Annotated in this window: 7 protein-coding genes and 1 pseudogene; 5 read left to right on the top strand and 3 right to left on the bottom strand. The window is 73.4% G+C overall.

Annotated features, from left to right (window positions below; genetic code table 11):
• Nucleotides 1–499: 499 nt before the first annotated feature.
• The gene (locus tag ABTY62_RS28055; protein WP_352132183.1) at nt 500–1,750 is read right to left on the bottom strand and encodes an RNA-guided endonuclease InsQ/TnpB family protein; all 1,251 of its coding nucleotides are present in this window, start codon (nt 1,748–1,750) and stop codon (nt 500–502) included.
• Between the two features lie 154 nt (nt 1,751–1,904).
• Here ABTY62_RS28055 and ABTY62_RS28050 point away from each other — a divergent pair, with 154 nt between their 5' ends.
• From ABTY62_RS28050 to ABTY62_RS28040, 3 genes and pseudogenes are all read left to right on the top strand, one after another.
• Entirely contained in the window at nt 1,905–2,102 is a 198-nt protein-coding gene (locus ABTY62_RS28050; protein WP_352132182.1) for a hypothetical protein, read from the top strand.
• Nucleotides 2,103–2,362: 260 nt separating this feature from the next.
• Nucleotides 2,363–2,578: a hypothetical protein gene (locus ABTY62_RS28045; RefSeq protein ID WP_352132181.1), complete on the top strand. Its 216-nt coding sequence runs from the start codon at nt 2,363–2,365 to the stop codon at nt 2,576–2,578.
• 103 nt (nt 2,579–2,681) lie between these two features.
• Nucleotides 2,682–3,389: pseudogene (locus ABTY62_RS28040) on the top strand (DUF5682 family protein); the annotation flags it as partial.
• A gap of 71 nt (nt 3,390–3,460) precedes the next feature.
• On the opposite strand, the gene ABTY62_RS28035 reads toward ABTY62_RS28040, so the two are convergent.
• On the bottom strand, nt 3,461–11,698 hold the full coding sequence (locus ABTY62_RS28035; RefSeq protein ID WP_352132180.1) for a type I polyketide synthase: 8,238 nt from the start codon (nt 11,696–11,698) through the stop codon (nt 3,461–3,463).
• 186 nt (nt 11,699–11,884) lie between these two features.
• Between ABTY62_RS28035 and ABTY62_RS28030 the strand changes: the two genes are divergently transcribed.
• Both ABTY62_RS28030 and ABTY62_RS28025 read left to right on the top strand, forming a co-directional pair.
• Nucleotides 11,885–12,358 carry a hypothetical protein gene (locus ABTY62_RS28030; RefSeq protein ID WP_352132179.1) on the top strand — a complete coding sequence of 158 codons (474 nt, stop codon included), beginning with the start codon at nt 11,885–11,887 and terminating at the stop codon, nt 12,356–12,358.
• Between the two features lie 167 nt (nt 12,359–12,525).
• On the top strand, nt 12,526–13,773 hold the full coding sequence (locus ABTY62_RS28025; RefSeq protein WP_352132178.1) for a cytochrome P450: 1,248 nt from the start codon (nt 12,526–12,528) through the stop codon (nt 13,771–13,773).
• Nucleotides 13,774–13,786: 13 nt separating this feature from the next.
• Here ABTY62_RS28025 and ABTY62_RS28020 read toward each other — a convergent pair whose 3' ends face one another.
• Nucleotides 13,787–15,823, bottom strand: coding sequence for a beta-galactosidase (locus ABTY62_RS28020; RefSeq protein ID WP_352132177.1), 2,037 nt, complete (start codon nt 15,821–15,823; stop codon nt 13,787–13,789).

Below are 15,823 nucleotides of genomic sequence, written 5' to 3'. Positions count from 1 at the left end.
CTGGCCCGGACAACAGAACCTTCCTAGATATAGCCTTGTTGGCTACGGTCACAAGATCAGCATTGGATGGAGTGCAAGGTGGACCAAGGGGTTGCGGCACTTTTAGGTGCACTCACCGGAGCCGTCGCCGCTGGAGGCGGAGCATGGGACTGCTCAACCGGTGGACGTCTGGCTTGCGGTCTTCCGATCCGCGCTGAGGGGGTATACCCCAGGCCCAGGCCGGTGCACGCGCACCCGTCTTCCTGCGCACGCATAAAGTTGGCTGCTCAATGTGTCAGCACGGGTGCGGGCGTTGTGACGGCCAAGCAGCTGACCGACTGGCAGCGGGACGCGGGCTGGTGCAAGCAAGCACTGGGCGCCGAGGGCGCGGAGGAGCTGAGCGGCACCCTGTCGGCCCTGGAGGGCGAGCTGGTGCGGCGCATGCTCCTCGGCGCGCGGACGCTGGCCGGTTCGCTGGTGAGCTCACTGGCCCAGCGCAGCCCCGAGGACCTGGCCATCGTCAACTGCCATTCGCCAAGCGAAGGGCTTGCAGAGCGGGCGTCACTGGCGGTGGCGCTGCGCTTGCGTCCAGCTCCACTCCGGGATTCCGGGGTGGGGCGGGGGCCGTTGACTGGGCCCCGCGTCGCCACAACTCCCACGCGCGGGCGCGGATGTTGCGGGAGCCGTTCCGGTCCGCGTGATCAACGAATCCGCAGGACCGGCACGCGAACCAGGCCTGACTCACCCGGCTCGCCTTGTCGATGTGGCCGCATTCGGCACAGGTGCGGGAGGTGTACGCCGGATCGACGTGCACCACCTGCACCCCGGCCTTGCGGGCCTTGTATGCGATGAAGCCGCCCAGCTGGGCGAAGGCCCAGGAGTGCACGGTGGCCCGTTGGGGCTTACGGAGCCGTACCCGCTCACGGATACCCCTGAGATCCTCCAGGGCGATCCCGCGACCGGTGCGTTCTGCCTCGGCCACCACATGCTTCGCGATCTTGTGATTGATGTCCCTCGCCCACCGCGCCTCCTTGCGGCGCCGCTTCTTCAACCGCCGCCGGGCCGATGGCGTGTTCTTCCTCTGCAGCTTGGTGCGCAGCTTCCGCTCGCGGGCCCGGGTGCGGTTGAGACAGCGCCCTGCCATGATCTCACCGTCGGAGGTGGTGGCGATGTTGACGACGCCCAGGTCGACGCCCAGGAAGTCCGCCGGCTCGGTGTTCAACGGCTGTTCGGGCACCTCACAGGTCGCCATCAGGAACCACATGCCGTCCCGGCACACCAGGTCCGACTCGCCCCGGCGGTACAGGGCCAGGGTGGCGAGCTGCTCCACAGAGCTGGTGAACCTCACGCCCTTGACCCGGCCGGCCAGCGTCCAGATCGAGACCCGCCGCTCGGCGATCTGCCAGGACAGCATCCGGTCGTCATACGGCTGGGCACCCTCGGGACGGAAGGTGATCGGCTTCCCGGTGGCCTTGCGATAGCGCTTCGAACCCGGCCTGCCGAAGTTCCCCGCCTTCAGATTCGCCTTCAAAGTGGCGTACGCATCGCATGTCTTCTTGATGACATGCTGCGCGGCCTGCGCCCCGAGCCCCCACCGTGCCCGGACCTGCGCATAGGCGAGCTTGCGCAAGCCGAAGTTCCGGCTGACGCCGAGTTCGTAGGCGAGTGAACTGGCCCAGGTGGCCGCCTCGTTGCAGGCGGTCAGCGTCGCCTCCAGGGCCGACGCCTGCTCAGGCGTCGGCAGCAGCTTCACTTGGACCACCAGCTTCATGCCCGCGACTCTACGCGTCAGGCGTACAAGCACTTCAGTTCCGAACATCAGTCACCCGCACGTGCGACCTCATCGCACACACGTTCACCCGCACCTGCTCCGCCGGGCTGCAACTCGGTCAGCGAAGCGCGCGGAGCCCGAGCAGGCAGACGTCGTGCATGGGCACCCGCGGTTGGGCGAGCGGTCGATCCAGGAGAGCTGGGACCTGGCCATCGGCCGCAACCAGCGCTCCCTCGTCGAGTTTGTGGTGTGCGTCACGCCGCGATGCCTGGGTGGCAAACCGGAAGAGTGGTGCGGGGTCACGCGGGTGCTCCTGACGTTGCCGCAGGTCACGGACGCCTGTCAGAAGTAAGTACACACCGGGCGCTCGCGCACAAAGATTTGTGGTGGGGCTCGGGGTGTGTACTTTCCCGCCCGGCGGCATCAGACAAAGGCTGACCTGCGGAAATTAGCAAGCATGGCCTAGGCCAGAACGTGCCGTAATCTCTCCTCGTCCTGAGAAAAAGGGCCGCTCCGGGATGGCCCCGAAGCGGCCTCTTTTCTCCCCATCCGCACCCGTCGGCAACTCTTGGAGGGGTCTCCGGCGGGTGCACTGCGCGAGGAGTTCACACCGTGGCATCTTCCCACGGCCAGTCGACGGCCGACCAGCAGCAGCCGGAGCCGCCGAACCGGTACAAGGTCGACCTCACCGGGTTTCTCCCCGACGGCCCCGACATCGCCCGCGGCGCCATCATCGGCGTCCTCGCCTTCGGTCAGGGCGTCACCACCGGCGGGGCAGTCGCGCTCGGCGCCATGGCCGCCGTCCCCGGCCACCGCACCCGGCACTGACCATCAACACAAAGCGGCCCGCCCCTCCGGGGGCAGGCCGCGGCCTGAGCATCACTCGTAGCTGCTTTGCCCCTGGGGACAGAGCTGGGAGTCCGGGGCCGAGATGGAGAGCTTCGCGCTCTCGCTCGGCTGCGACCACACCCAGCTCGAACTCGCCGTGCGCCAGTCCCATCCCGAGGCGCCCGACAAGGTCGCGCTGGCGTGGGCGGCCCGGTCCCGGCTCGGCCTGATGACCTCGGCCGAGCTGCGCTCGCGCTGCGCCGAACTGCTGGCCAACCCGCTCGTCGTGCCCGCGTTCCCGCACTATATGAGCGGTTTCGTGCAGGCCCTGGAACCGGTGCCGACACTGGCGCCCTTCGTGGTCGAGCAGCTGTCCAAGGCGTTCGCGCAGCTGCCCGACTCCGTCCTGCTCCCGTGGCTGCCCAAGCTGATCACGGCCCTGCACGACGGCGCGCGGGAGCTGGTGCCGGTGCTGGTGCGCGAGGCGGGCCGCACCTTCCCCGCCGCACTGTCGGCCGTCGACGCGTGGGTGCCGCCGTGGTCGGCGCGGCCGGCGGCTTCGCAGGCGGAGACAGGCGCCGCCGAGGCGGCACCGGGCGGGGTGGTCGCGCGGCTGCTGGCCGCCCACCCGGCGACCTGTGACGCCGTGGCCGGGACGCTCGGGTACGACACGGGGTGGCAGGACGCCGAGTCCGGTCTCGACCCGCAGGCCGGCGTAACCGGTCGGGGGGAGGTGGCCGGGCTGCTGACACGGCATCCGCGGACCGCGGACGCCGTGGCGCGACTGCTCGATCTCCAGCCGGTCGGATAGCCGGAGCGCGGGCGCGGCCGGTCGTGCGTCGGGGGACGCGACCGGCCGCGTTCGTCAGGCCCGCTCCCGGGTCATCCCGCGGCGGTGCCCAGCGCGCCGGTCCACGCCCGGACGGCCTCGGCCGTGGTGCGCGCGTGTTCCTCCATCAGGCTCCAGTGGCTGCCGGGGACGTCCACGGTGTCGTGCGGGGCCGGCCAGGAGGGCCGCCGGTCGCCGCCCCGCTCCGCCTCACGGCCGCTGTGGGTCCGCGGCTCCGGCAGCGGATCGGTGGCACTGACCAGCAGCGTGGGGACGTCCGTCGGCTCCGGACACCAGCCGCGGGCCATCCGGGTGTAGGCCCCCAGCGCGGCCATGGACATGTCGTCCACCGCAGCGTCGAACCACTCGCCCATCTCCAGGGGGACGCGGGCGGGCATGGCGAGCAGCCAGGGCTCGTCCTCGCGCTCCGGTGTGACGTGGTAGGTGTCCACGACGACCAGCCCGGCCGGCGGGGTGCCGGTCGCCGCGAGCCGGGCGGCCACCGAGTGCGCCGGGTAGCCGCCCATGGAGTAGCCGAGGACGACGTACGGGCGGTCGCCCACGTGTTCGCGCACGGTGGCGGCGTGCAGCTCGACCAGCGTCTCCCAGTCGCGCGGGACCGCGTCCCCCCGCAGGACGCCGGGGTGTTGGAGCTCGAAGACGTCGCGCTCGCGGTCGAAGCGGGACGCCAGCGTCCCGTACCAGGACCCGCCGGGAGTGGCGGAGAAGCCGGGGACGCAGACGAGCGCGGGGCCCTCGGCGCCTCCGGATTCCCCGGCTTCGCCGGCGCCTTCGGCTCGCTCGGCGGCCTCGGCCAGGCGCAGCGGAGCGACCGCGTGCCGCGCGGCGTCGGCGCGGTCGAACACCGGCGTGGCGAGTGAGGCGGTCACCAGCAGATGCATCGCCGCGACCACCTCGCCCGTCTCGCACACCCTCCGGTAGAGGGAGGCCAGCGTCTGCGCGGGCCGCCGCTGATGGGGCCGGGCAGGTACGGGGCCGGGGCGCCGGGGCTCTCGGGGCGCTCCCTTCGGGGGCGCGTCATCGCTCAGCGAGTCGCCGAGAAGGGCGTACAGGTGGTCGGCGAGCTGCTGGGCGCTCGGCCGGTCGAACACGACCGTGGCGGGCAGCGGTACGCCGGTGAACGTGCTCAGCCGGTTGCGCAGCAGCACTCCGGTCAGCGAGTCGAAGCCCAGCTCGGTGAAGGGTCGTTCGGCGTCCACGGCCGTCGCGTCCGCGTGGCCGAGCACCAGGGCGGCCGTCTCGCGGACCAGGCGCAGCAGCGCGGGCGCGCGGTCGGCGTCGGGCAACGCCGCCAGCCGCTGCCGCCAGGAGCCCTCCGCGCCGCCGGGGTCCTGGCCCAGGTCCGATGTCGCACCGGCGCCGCCGTCCCCGGGCCGGGCGGCCGGGCGGGCCGGGCGCAGCAGTCCGCGCAGCGGTGGCGGGGCCGGCGGCCCGGCGGGGGTGGCCGGGCGGGCGCGGTCCAGCGGCAGCGGGGCGAGCACCGGCTCCCCGATGCTCAGCGCGGCGTCGAACAGCGCCAGGCCCTGCTCGGGGGAGACCGCGCGTACGGGGGTGTCCCGGGTCCGGCCGGCGTGGTCGGTGCGCGCCGCCATCCCGTCCTCGTCCGCCCATGGCCCCCAGACCAGGGAGAGCGCGGGCAGGCCGAGGGCGGTGCGGTGGTGTGCGAGGGCGTCAAGGAAGGAGTTCGCGGCGGCGTAGTTGGCCTGGCCCGGGTTGCCCAGGAGCCTGGCGGCCGAGGAGAACAGCACGAAGCGGGACAGCGGCAGATCCCGCGTCAGCTCGTGCAGATGCCAGGCCGCGTCCGCCTTCGGCCGCAGCACCGCCGCCAGCCGCCGGGGCGTCAGCGTTTCCAGCACACCGTCGTCCAGGACCCCGGCGGCGTGGACGACGGCGGTCAGGCCGGGCGCGTACTTCTCGATCACGGCGGCCAGGGCGGGGCGGTCGGCGGTGTCGCAGGCGACCACGTCCACCCGGGCTCCCGACCGCTCCAACTCGGCCCGCAGCCGCCGCGCGCCCGGGGCCGCGGGGCCGCCGCGGCTGAGGAGCACGAGGTGCCGGACCCCGTGCCGGGCGACCAGGTGCCGCGCCAGCAGCCCGCCGAGCGATCCGGTGCCGCCGGTGAGCAGGACGGTGCCCCCGCCCGCGAAGCCGCCGGGGGCAGTGGGGGCGGCGGAGGCGTGCGGCGCAGGTTCGAGCCGGGGAACGCGCACCGTGCCGTCGGCGATGGAGAGTTGGGGTTCGCCCGTGGCGATGGCGGCGGGCAGCAGGCGCGCGGACTCCGGCCGGTGGTCCAGGTCCACGATCGTCAGGCGCCCGGGGTACTCCGACTGCGCGGCGCGCACCAGGCCCCACACCGCCGCGGCGGGGAGGTCCGGGGTCGGGGACGCGGCCCCGCGGGTCACCACCACCAGACGTGCTCCGGGTGAGGCCGGATCGGCCAACCGGGTCCGCAACGCCTCCAGGGCACGCGTGGTCAGGGCGTGCGCGTCCGCGACCGGATCGGTGCTCGATCGCGGTCCGGCCAGCGAGACGACGACCGTCTCGGGAGACCCGGCGGCGCCGCCGGAGGTGGCGGGGAGCGCCGCGCTCAGCTCCGGGTCGTCCGGGCTCACCACGGCCGGGGCAGGTACCGATACCGGGTCCGGGCCGTCGGCCGGGACGCCGGTCCACCGCAGACGGTACAACTCCCCGGCCCCCGCGCCGAAACCCGCGTCCTCCGGGAGCGGCCGGGTGGTCAGCGAGGCCACCCGGGCCACCGGCCGGCCCGCCCCGTCGGCGAGATCCAGGGCGATGGTGTCCGCGCCGGCGGGGCGGGTGCGTACGCGCAGTTCCGTGGCGCCGACGGCGTACAGGGTCAGGCCGCCGATGGCGAACGGCAGCCGGGCCGGGCCCTCGGACGGCGCGGCCAGCCGTCCGGCGTGCAGCGCGGCGTCCAACAGAGCCGGGTGGATGCCGTACCGCCGGGCGTCCGGGCCCGCCGCCCCGGGCAGCCGCACCTCGGCGAAGAGCTCGCCGCCCCGTCGCCAGGCGGACGTGACGCCCTGGAAGGCCGGGCCGTACGCGTAACCGGCGTCCGCCAGCCGCGCGTAGGCACCGGTGAGGTCCACGGGTTCGGCGCCCGCGGGCGGCCACGCGGCCAGGTCGTCGGCCGGATCGGCGGGCGGGTGCGACGGTGTGACCGCCGGGCCGAGCCGCCCGGTCGCGTGGTGCGTCCAGGGGCCCAGCGCGCCGGACTCCTCGGGCCGGGAGTGGACGTCGGCGGTGCGCCGGCCGGAGGCGTCCGGTTCGCCGAGGGCCACCTGGATCTGGACCAGGGCGTCGTGGCCGGGCAGGAACAGCGGGGCCGTCAGGGCCAGGTCCTCCAGCTCGTCCAGTCCGCACGCGTCCCCCGCGTGGAGGACCAGTTCGGCGAGCGCGGCGGCGGGGACGAGCGGGTGCCCGGCGAGCGCGTGGTCGGCCAGCCACGGGTGGGCGGCGCCCGACAGGCGGCCGGTGCACAACACGCGCTCCGTGCCGGGGACGGTGGTGGTCTGCGTCAGCAGCGGGTGGCCCCGGCCGTCGTCGGCGGGCGCGGCGGCGGTGGCGGGGGCGTCCGGTTCCGTGTCGGCCAGCCAGTAGCGCTGCCGCTGGAAGGGGTACGTGGGCAGGTCCACCCGCCGGGCGCCGCTGCCCGCGTACACCCGGCGCCAGTCCACCGGCCGTCCGTGCACATGGAGCCGGGCGAGCGCGGCCAGAACCGCCCCGGACCCCTGCGGGTGGGTGCCGGCCCTGGACACGGCCGCGAACACCAGGCGTTCGCTCTCCCCGCCGGCCAGGGCCGCCAGGGCGGACGCGGTGAGGTGTGCGTCGGGGCCGACCTCGGCGAAGGCCGTCACCCCTTCCTCGCGGACGAGCCGGTGGACGACGTCCCCGAAGCGCACGGCCTCGCGGGCGTGCCGTACCCAGTACCCGGCCGAGCGCAGTTCCTCCCCGGTGGCCGGGCGCCCGGTCAGCGCGGATACGACGGGGATGCGCGGCTCTCCGTACTCCGGCCGCGCGGCAACCCTGCCGAACTCCTCGAGCATGGGCTCCACCAGCGGGGAGTGGAAGGCGTGGCCGACCCGCAGCCGTGTGGTGCGGCACCCGCGTGCGGCCAGGCGTTCCGCCACGGCGAGCACAGCCGTCTCGTCGCCCGAGAGGACCACCGACCGCGGGCCGTTGACCGCGGCGACCGCGACCCGGTCCGCCTGCGTTTCGGCGGCCCTCGCCAGTTCCTGGGCCACTTCTTCCTCGGATGCCTCCACGGCCACCATGGCTCCGCCCGCGGGCAGTTCCCGCATCAACCGGCCCCGGGCCGCCACCAGTTCGACCGCGTCCCGCTCGGACAGGACGCCCGCCACGTGAGCCGCCGCCAGCTCGCCGACGGAGTGTCCGGCCAGGAAGTCCGGCCGTACCCCCCAGGACTCCAGCAGCCGGAACACGGCCACCTCGAAGACGAAGAGCCCCGCCTGCGAGAAGTCCGTGCGGTCCAGCAGAGCGGCGTCCTCGGTGCCCTCGACGGCCCACAGCACGGTGCGCAGCGGCCGCTCGAGACGGGCGTCGAAGTGGTGGCAGAGTCCGTCGAAGGCCGTGGCGAACGCCGGGAAGGCGTCGTACAGCGCGCGGCCCATGCCCGGCCACTGGGCGCCCTGGCCGGTGAACAGCAGGGCCAGCCGCCCGGCGCGCCCCGGGGTGCCGGTGGTCTCGACGCCGGGTGGCAGGGAGGGATGGCGGTCGTCGCCGTGGTCCGCCAGCGCGTCCAGGGCGGCCAGCAGCGCCTCGCGGTCCCCGGCGGGCACGGTGGCCCGGTGGGCGAGCGCGGGACGGGTGGTGGCGAGCGAGAAGGCGACGTCCAGCGGGGCGAGTTCGGGCCGCTCCCGCAGCAGGGCCGCGATCCGCCGGGCCTGGGCGCGCAGGGCCCGCGGGCTCGCGCCGGAGAGCGGCAGCGGCGGCTCCACCGCCCCGCCGGTTCCGGCGTGTTCGGGCGTGGCCTCCGTGGCTTCCGTGGCCTCCGTGGCCTCCGTGGCCTCCGTGGCTTCTTCGAGGATGACGTGGGCGTTGGTCCCGCCGATACCGAACGCCGACACCCCGGCCCGGCGCGGGTTGCCGGGCGCCGGCCGCCACGGCCGCTCCCGCGCCAGCAGCCGTACGGTGCCCGGGGACCAGTCCACGCGCGGGGACGGCTCCTCGGTGTGCAGGGTGCGGGGCAGCCGTTGGTGGCGCATGGCCATCACGGTCTTGATGACCCCGCCGACACCGGCTGCCGCCTGGGTGTGCCCGATGTTGGACTTGAGCGCGCCCAGCCACAGCGGCCGGTCCGCGGGCCGGTCGCGTCCGTAGGTGGCCAACAGCGCCTGGGCCTCGATGGGGTCGCCGAGCGCGGTGCCGGTGCCATGGGCCTCGACCGCGTCGATGTCGGCGGGCGACAGCCCGGCGGCGGCCAGCGCCTGCTGGATCACCTGTTGCTGGGCGGGGCCGTGGGGCGCGGTCAGCCCGTTGGAGGCGCCGTCGGAGTTGACGGCGGAGCCGCGGAGCAGGGCGAGCACCGGGTGGCCGTTGCGCCGGGCGTCGGAGAGCCGCTCCAGCAGCACCAGGCCGACGCCCTCGCCCCAGCCGGTGCCGTCGGCGGCGGCGGAGAACGGCTTGCAGCGGCCGTCCGGCGCCAGCCCGCGCAACCTGCTGAACACCACGAACGGCTTGGGGCCCGCCATCACGGTGACCCCGCCGGCCACGGCCAGCGAACACTCGCCGGCCCGCAGCGCCCGCGCGGCCCAGTGCATCGCCACCAGCGAGGACGAGCAGGCGGTGTCCACCGTCACGGCGGCCCCGCGCAGGCCCAAGGTGTAGGCGATACGGCCGGACGCCACGCTGCCCGCTCCGCCCAGCGCGAGATGCCCCTCCAACTCGTGGCGGTCGCGGTGCAGATGGCGGGAGGCGTAGTCGTCGTGCATCAGGCCGACGAAGACACCCGTGTCGCTGCCGCGCAGCGCCACCGGGTCTAGACCCGCGCGTTCGAACACCTCCCACGCGGTCTCCAGCAACAGCCGGTGCTGCGGGTCGGTGGCCAGCGCCTCCCTCGGGGACATCCCGAAGAAGTCCGCGTCGAAGTCGGCCGCGCCCCGCAGAAAGGCGCCCCGGCGGGTCACCGAGGTGCCCAGACGGTCCGGGTCGGGGTCGTAAAGACCGGGCAGGTCCCAGCCGCGGTCGGCGGGGAAGTCCGAAGTGGCGTCGGTGCCGTCGGCGACCAGCCGCCACAGGTCCTCCGGAGTGGCCACCTCACCCGGATAGCGGCAGGCCATGGCGACGATGGCCAGCGGCTCCCCGTCGGGCTCGGCCGGCCCGGGGCGGGCGGCGCGGGCGGTGGCCGCCGGGGCGGGGTCCCGGTCGCCGAGCAGCGCGGTGCGCAGGTGTTCCGCCAGGGCGGCGGGCGTCGGGTGGTCGAACACCAGGGTCGCGGGGAGGGTGAGACCGGTGGCCGCGGCGAGCCGGTCGCGCAGCAGTACGCCGCCCAGGGAGGTGATCCCGGAGGCGGTGAAGGGCTGTTCGGGACCCAGTTCGGGCCCGGGGACGTCACCGGTGCGCGCGGCCAGGTCGAGGACGAGGCGCAGCACGGTGTCCCGCCCGTGCGCCGCGGGCAGGGAGCGCAGCCGCTCGCGCAGCGCCTCCGAGGCGGTGTCGCGCCGCTGGGCCAACCGTTCGGCCAGGTCGCGGGCGAGTTCGCGGCGGAGGATCTTGCCGGAGGGGGTGCGGGGCACGGACCCGGTCTCGTACACCTCGTCGGGCACCTTGAAGGCCGACAGCCGCTCCCGGCAGAGCGCGAGCAGCCGCGCGGTGTCGACACCGCCGGGGCCGGGGACGACCAGGGCGACCGGCACCTCGCCGAGCACATCGTGCGGCCGGCCGACGACGGCCGCGTCGGCGACTCCGGGGCAGTCCAGCAGGGCGTGTTCCACCTCGGCCGGGTTGATGTTCTCGCCGCCGCGGATGATCAGCTCCTTGACCCGGCCGGTGACCTTGAGATGGCCGTGTGCCACGCGGCGGCCGAGGTCTCCGGTGCGGTACCAGCCGTCGCGCAACACGAGCGCGGTGGCCTCCGGACGGTTGTGGTAACCGCTCATCAGGTTGGGCCCGTGGACCCAGATCTCGCCCTCCTCCCCCTCGGCCACCTCTTCGCCGGTGGACGGGTGGGTCAGCCGCACCGTGACCCCGGGGAGTGGCGGACCGCTGGTGTCATCGGACCGGGGCCCGTCGAGCCGGTTGACCGCGATCTTTCCGCAGGTCTCGGTGGAGCCGTAGCCGTCGAGCAGGGGCGCGCCCAGCAACTCCTCCACCTCGGCCCGCAGTCGCGGCGGACAGGGCGCTCCCGCGGTGAGGCACACCCGCAGTTCGGGCAGCGGCCGCGGTGTCCCGCGCAACGTTTCCACCAGCAGGTGGTAGGTGGTGGGCACCCCGGTCAGGACGGTGCACGACTGCTCGGCGAGGGTCTCGGCGAGGTTGGCGCCCCCGGCGCCCCGCTCAAGGAGATACGCGCTCGCTCCCACCGCGATCACGCCCAGCACACACACGGAGTTCGCCAGCGCGTGGAACATCGGCAGGGGCCACAGCAACCGGTCGCGCGATTGAAGCCCGTACGCCGGGACGTAGGCCGCCGCCACCGACCACAGGGCGGCCCGCTGCGTGGTCACCACGCCCTTGCTCTCCCCGGAGGTGCCCGAGGTGTAGATGATCCAGGCCGGTTCGTCGAGGCCGAGGTCGTCCCGTGGCGCGAGGCCCGGATCCGTCCGGGCCAGTTCCTCGAAGGCCACCGCTCCGTCCGGCGCCGCCGCCGGGAGCCCGTCGGCGCCGGCCACCAGGACGAGCAGCCCCGGCCGCCCGGCCGCCACCCGGGCGACCCGGGGCAGCAGAGTCTCCTCGGTGACGATGGCCACCGCGCCGCTGTCGTCGAGGAAGTACTCCAACTCCCCGTCAGTTGCAGTTGAGTTGAGCGGCACCCCCACCGCCCCGGCCCGCAGGACCCCAAGACGGCTCTCCACCTGCTCCACCCGGTTGCCCAGATGCAGCGCCACCCGGTCCCCGGGTCGGACACCCAGCCGTGCCAGGTGGCCCGCCACCCGCCCGGTCCGCGCCTCCAGGTCCGCGTAGCCGACACCCCGGCGGGCGTCCTCGTACGCGATCTTGTCTCCGGTCCGTGCCGCATGCCGCTTGAGTAACTCCGGCAGCTCGCGGATCAACTCGCCGTGCTCTTCCGCCATTCCACACCCTCTCGACCACGGGGCGCCTGGCTTCCGCCCCCGCCCGCTCACCGTAGGCGGCCGTCGGCGGCGAGGGAGCGAGGCGCGCGGAGCGCCACCCGCACCAGGGGCGGCATGGCCGTGCGACACCGCGTTTCCGCTGGCTGTTAGGTTGGCACTCCTTGTTTTGCATACGGAGGAGAAGAAGTGCGCAAGGCGGCACACATGGTGGTCACGTCGGTCGTCGTGGGCCTTTTGGTCAGCGGCTGCGGTGGCGGCGACGACGACAAGACAGATGCGAAGCCCGAGGGCGCGACCACCACCGCCGAGCAGCCGTCGAAGAGCCCCGAGCCGTCGGCCCAGGGCTCGATGATCGAGCGTGCGGCCGGGTCCTGGAAGTCCATCGTCGCGGCGAAGGACACCGGCCTGGAGACCCTGACGATCGCGGACGGCAAGGTCACCGCCAAGGGGCCGAAGCTCGACTGCGCCGGGACGTTGAAGGCGGGCGAGAAGGCGGGCAAGGAGGCGCCCACACTGACGCTGTCCTGCAAGGGCGGCGGTGACGGGGACCGGGGTGTGGGCACGGTCGGGATGAAGGACGACGACAAACTCGCAATCGACTGGGCGGGCCCCGAAGGCGGCTTCGGCGGCCTCGTCGAGAGCTTCCGCAAGGTCGGCTGAAACACCCACGCTCCACCATCCTCGGCGGCGGACACTGCGTCCGCCGCCGAGGTGTTTCCGGCCCTTTCCACCTCGGCCACTCCGACGCACCCCACGGCGGCCGTTCCGTGGGATAGGCTTTTTGATCTCCGGTCCTATGGGCGCCGACAACTCCAGAACGGACAGCAATGGACGCGATATCCCCCGTTCATCTCGCCCCCGAGCCGACCGACCTCCATGGTGTCGAAGGCGCGGCCCTGCGGGCCGCGGGCCCGGTCGCCACCGTGGCGCTTCCCGGCGGAGTGGTGGTCAAGGCGGTCACCACCCGGGAAGCAACTGCCCAGGTTCTGAACGACCCTCGGTTCTCCAAGAGCCTCCGGCACTGGGGCGCCCACCGGCGCGGGGAGATCCCCGCCGAGTGGCCGATGCTCTTCATCCTGGAGGGCGAGGGGCTGCTCAACTCCGACGGCGACCTCCACCGCCGACTGCGGCAGCCCATTCAGCGCGCCTTCTCCCCGCGCCGGGTGCGGGAGTTGCGCCCGCGTATCGAGGCGGTCACCGACCGGCTGCTGGCCGCCCTGGACGATGTGACGCCCGGTCAGGAGATCGACCTCCAGTCCCGTTTCGCGCTGCCGCTTCCCCTGGACGTCATCTGCTATCTGCTCGGCGTGCCCGAGGAGGGCGGTCTGCGCGAGGAGCTGCACGTGCTGTCGGCGGCCGCGTTGAGCACCGACGACGGGGCCGAGGATCTCCAGCGCACGATGGCGGAGCGCTTCCCGGCCACCCTGATGACGATCATCGAGCGCAAGCGCGCCAGCGGCGACCAGGACGACCTCACGATGGACCTGGTCGAGGCCATGGACCAGGGTGAGCTGACGGTGCCGGAGGTGATCGGCAACCTGGTGGTCACCGTCATCGGCGGCCACGAGACCACGGTCACCCTGATCTGCCACGCGGTGCGGGGGCTGTTGACACACCCCGAGACCCTGGCCGCCGCCAGGGCCCGGCAGGCGGCGGGCGAGGACCCGTGGCCGGATGTGGTGGAGGAGGCCCTGCGCTGGGAGTCCCCGGTGCGCACCCTGCTGTTCCGCTACGCCACCGAGGATGTGTCCTTGGCGGGCGGCGGCATCGTCCGCGAGGGAGAGGCGGTGCTCCTCCCCCTCGCGACCATCAACCGCTGCCCCCACGCCTTCACCGAGCCCGACCGGTTCGACCCCGACCGGCCGGACGCCTCCCGCCACCTCTCCTTCGGCTACGGCGCCCACCGCTGCCCCGGGGCGTCCCTGGCCAAGGTGGAGGCCGAGATCGCCCTGCGGCGGCTGTTCGAGACCTTCCCGGACATCGCCCTCGCCGAAAGGCCCGCTCCGCGCGCCGCGTCGCTGGGCATGAACAGCTACCGGGAGCTGCCGGTCGTTCTGCGCCCCGCCACCACCTGAGCGTCCTCGTACCTCACTTCTGGACCCGCTCGGTGTTCTCGAACCGCACCACCGAGACACCGAGCGGCGCCACCTCGAGGATTGCCCCGGTCTTCGCCCCGGAGATCAGGTCGAGCCCGTCCGCCGCGAGCCGGACCTCGGCGGGTTCCGTCTCGGAGTGGTTCAGGAGGAAGACGTACTCGGCGTCGTCGCCGATACGCCGGGCCGCCTCCAGGTGTGCCGGGGCGGTGTCGAGCAGCGGGGTGACCCCGGCCGCCGCCACCGCGTCGAGCAAGGTGTCGCGCAGCGCGGTGGTTTCGAGGCGGGTGCCGATGTACACGACGCGGCCGCGCCCCACCGCGTTGGCGAGGATCGCGGGCCGTCCCTCCAGGTGGCCGGAGGTGTAGGTGGCGAGCACCTCCGCGGTCTCGGGGTGGATGCTGTCCTGCCACCAGTCGGCGGTCCGGGTGGTCCCGTCGGCGAATGCCACTTCGAAGGTCTCGCCGGCGCGTGCGGGCCAGTACTCGTCGATGTACGCACCGATGAGGCCGCGGAAGGCCCCGGGGTATGCGGGCTGCCTGACCTGGTTGTTCGCGTCGACGACCCCGGAGAAGAACGAGCAGACGACCGTCCCGCCGTCCTCGACGAAGCGCGTGAGGGCGTCGGTGAAACGGTCGTCGACGAGATAGGCGTTGGGTACCACGACGACCTTGTACGGGCTCAGATCCGAGCCGAAGTGCACCAGGTCCACCGCATGATGTGCCTCCATCAGCGGCCGGTAGTGGTCGGTGGCCACTTGGGTGTAGTCGAAGTCGTTGCGCGGCAGCCCGTGGGTCTCGGTCAGCCCCCACCAGGCGTTCCAGTCGAACAGCACCGCGATGTCGGCCCGCGACCCGGCGCCCACCGCCTCGGCGATCCTGGGCAGTTCCCCGCCGAGCGCCTCGATCTCCTTCCAGGTGCGCGAGGCGGTGCCGGAGTGCGGCAGCATCGCGGAGTGGAAGCGCTCGTGGCCGCCGCGGCTAGCGCGCCACTGGAAGTACAGGACGCTGTCGGCGCCGTGTGCGATCGCCTGGTAGGAGCCCAGCCGCATCCGGCCGGGACGCTTGACGTTGTTCACCTTCCACTGCGAGACACCACTGGCGGCCTGCTCCATGAGGACCCAGGGTTCGCCGCGCAGCGACCGCATGAGGTCGAAGTTCAGCGCGGCGGCGACATGCGAGTCGTCCTGGCCGGGGTCGGGGTAGATGTCCAGCGCCACGGCGTCCTGCTCGGGCGCCCAGTCCCAGTAATTCACATTCTTGTAGAAGCGCATGTAGTTGGTGAGCACGGGGATGTCGTCGCGATAGGAGCGGACGATGTCGCGCTCCATGACGAAGCACTCCAGGAGGGCGTCCGAGACGAAGCGCTTGAAGTCCAGGCGGCGGGTCGGGTTGGACCACGACCGCGGCACCTCCGGCGGGTTGACCTGGTCCCAGGAGGTGTAGACCTGGGACCAGAAGCGGGTGTACCAGGCGTCGTTGAGCGCGTCCAGGCTGCCGTACTTGCGCCGCAGCCACTCGCGGAAGGCCACCGCGCTGGCCTCCCCGTACGAGGGCTGCCCGTACTCGTTGCTGATGTGCCACATCGCGAGCGCCGGGTGGTGGGAGTACCGCTCGGCCAGCGCCGTGGTGATCTGGGCGGCGTGTTCCCGGTAGCGGGGGGAGGCGGGGTCGAACTGGAGCCGGTTGCCGAAGCCGAAGCGCTCCCCGTCCTCCATGACCGGCAGGACCTCGGGGTGTCCGTGGGTGAGCCAGACCGGTGGCGCCATGGTGGGGGTGGCCAGGTCCACGCTGATGCCACCGGCGTGGAGGAGGTCCATCACCTCGTCCATCCAGTCGAAGGTGAAGCGTCCCGGCTCGGGCTCCAGCGAGGCCCACGCGAACACGCCCAGGGTGACCAGGTTGACGCCGGCGCGCCGCATGAGTGCGATGTCCTCGTCCCACACCGCCCGGTCCCACTGCTCGGGGTTGTAGTCCCCGCCGAAGGCGAACCCGCCGAGGCGCGCGCGGAAGGCGTCCATACGACTGTTCAT

This window comes from Streptomyces sp. NPDC097640 (assembly GCF_040302705.1).
Lineage (GTDB): Bacteria > Actinomycetota > Actinomycetes > Streptomycetales > Streptomycetaceae > Streptomyces.
Note: the sequence above shows the minus strand (reverse complement) of the source record. Positions and strands in the feature narration are given on the sequence as shown.

Coding starts and splice junctions, on each gene's coding strand:
- ABTY62_RS28055 (WP_352132183.1), bottom strand. CDS start 1,750: ATGAAGCTGGTGGTCCAAGTGAAGCTGCTGCCGACGCCTGAGCAGGCG.
- ABTY62_RS28035 (WP_352132180.1), bottom strand. CDS start 11,698: ATGGCGGAAGAGCACGGCGAGTTGATCCGCGAGCTGCCGGAGTTACTC.
- ABTY62_RS28025 (WP_352132178.1), top strand. CDS start 12,526: ATGGACGCGATATCCCCCGTTCATCTCGCCCCCGAGCCGACCGACCTC.
- ABTY62_RS28020 (WP_352132177.1), bottom strand. CDS start 15,823: ATGAACAGTCGTATGGACGCCTTCCGCGCGCGCCTCGGCGGGTTCGCC.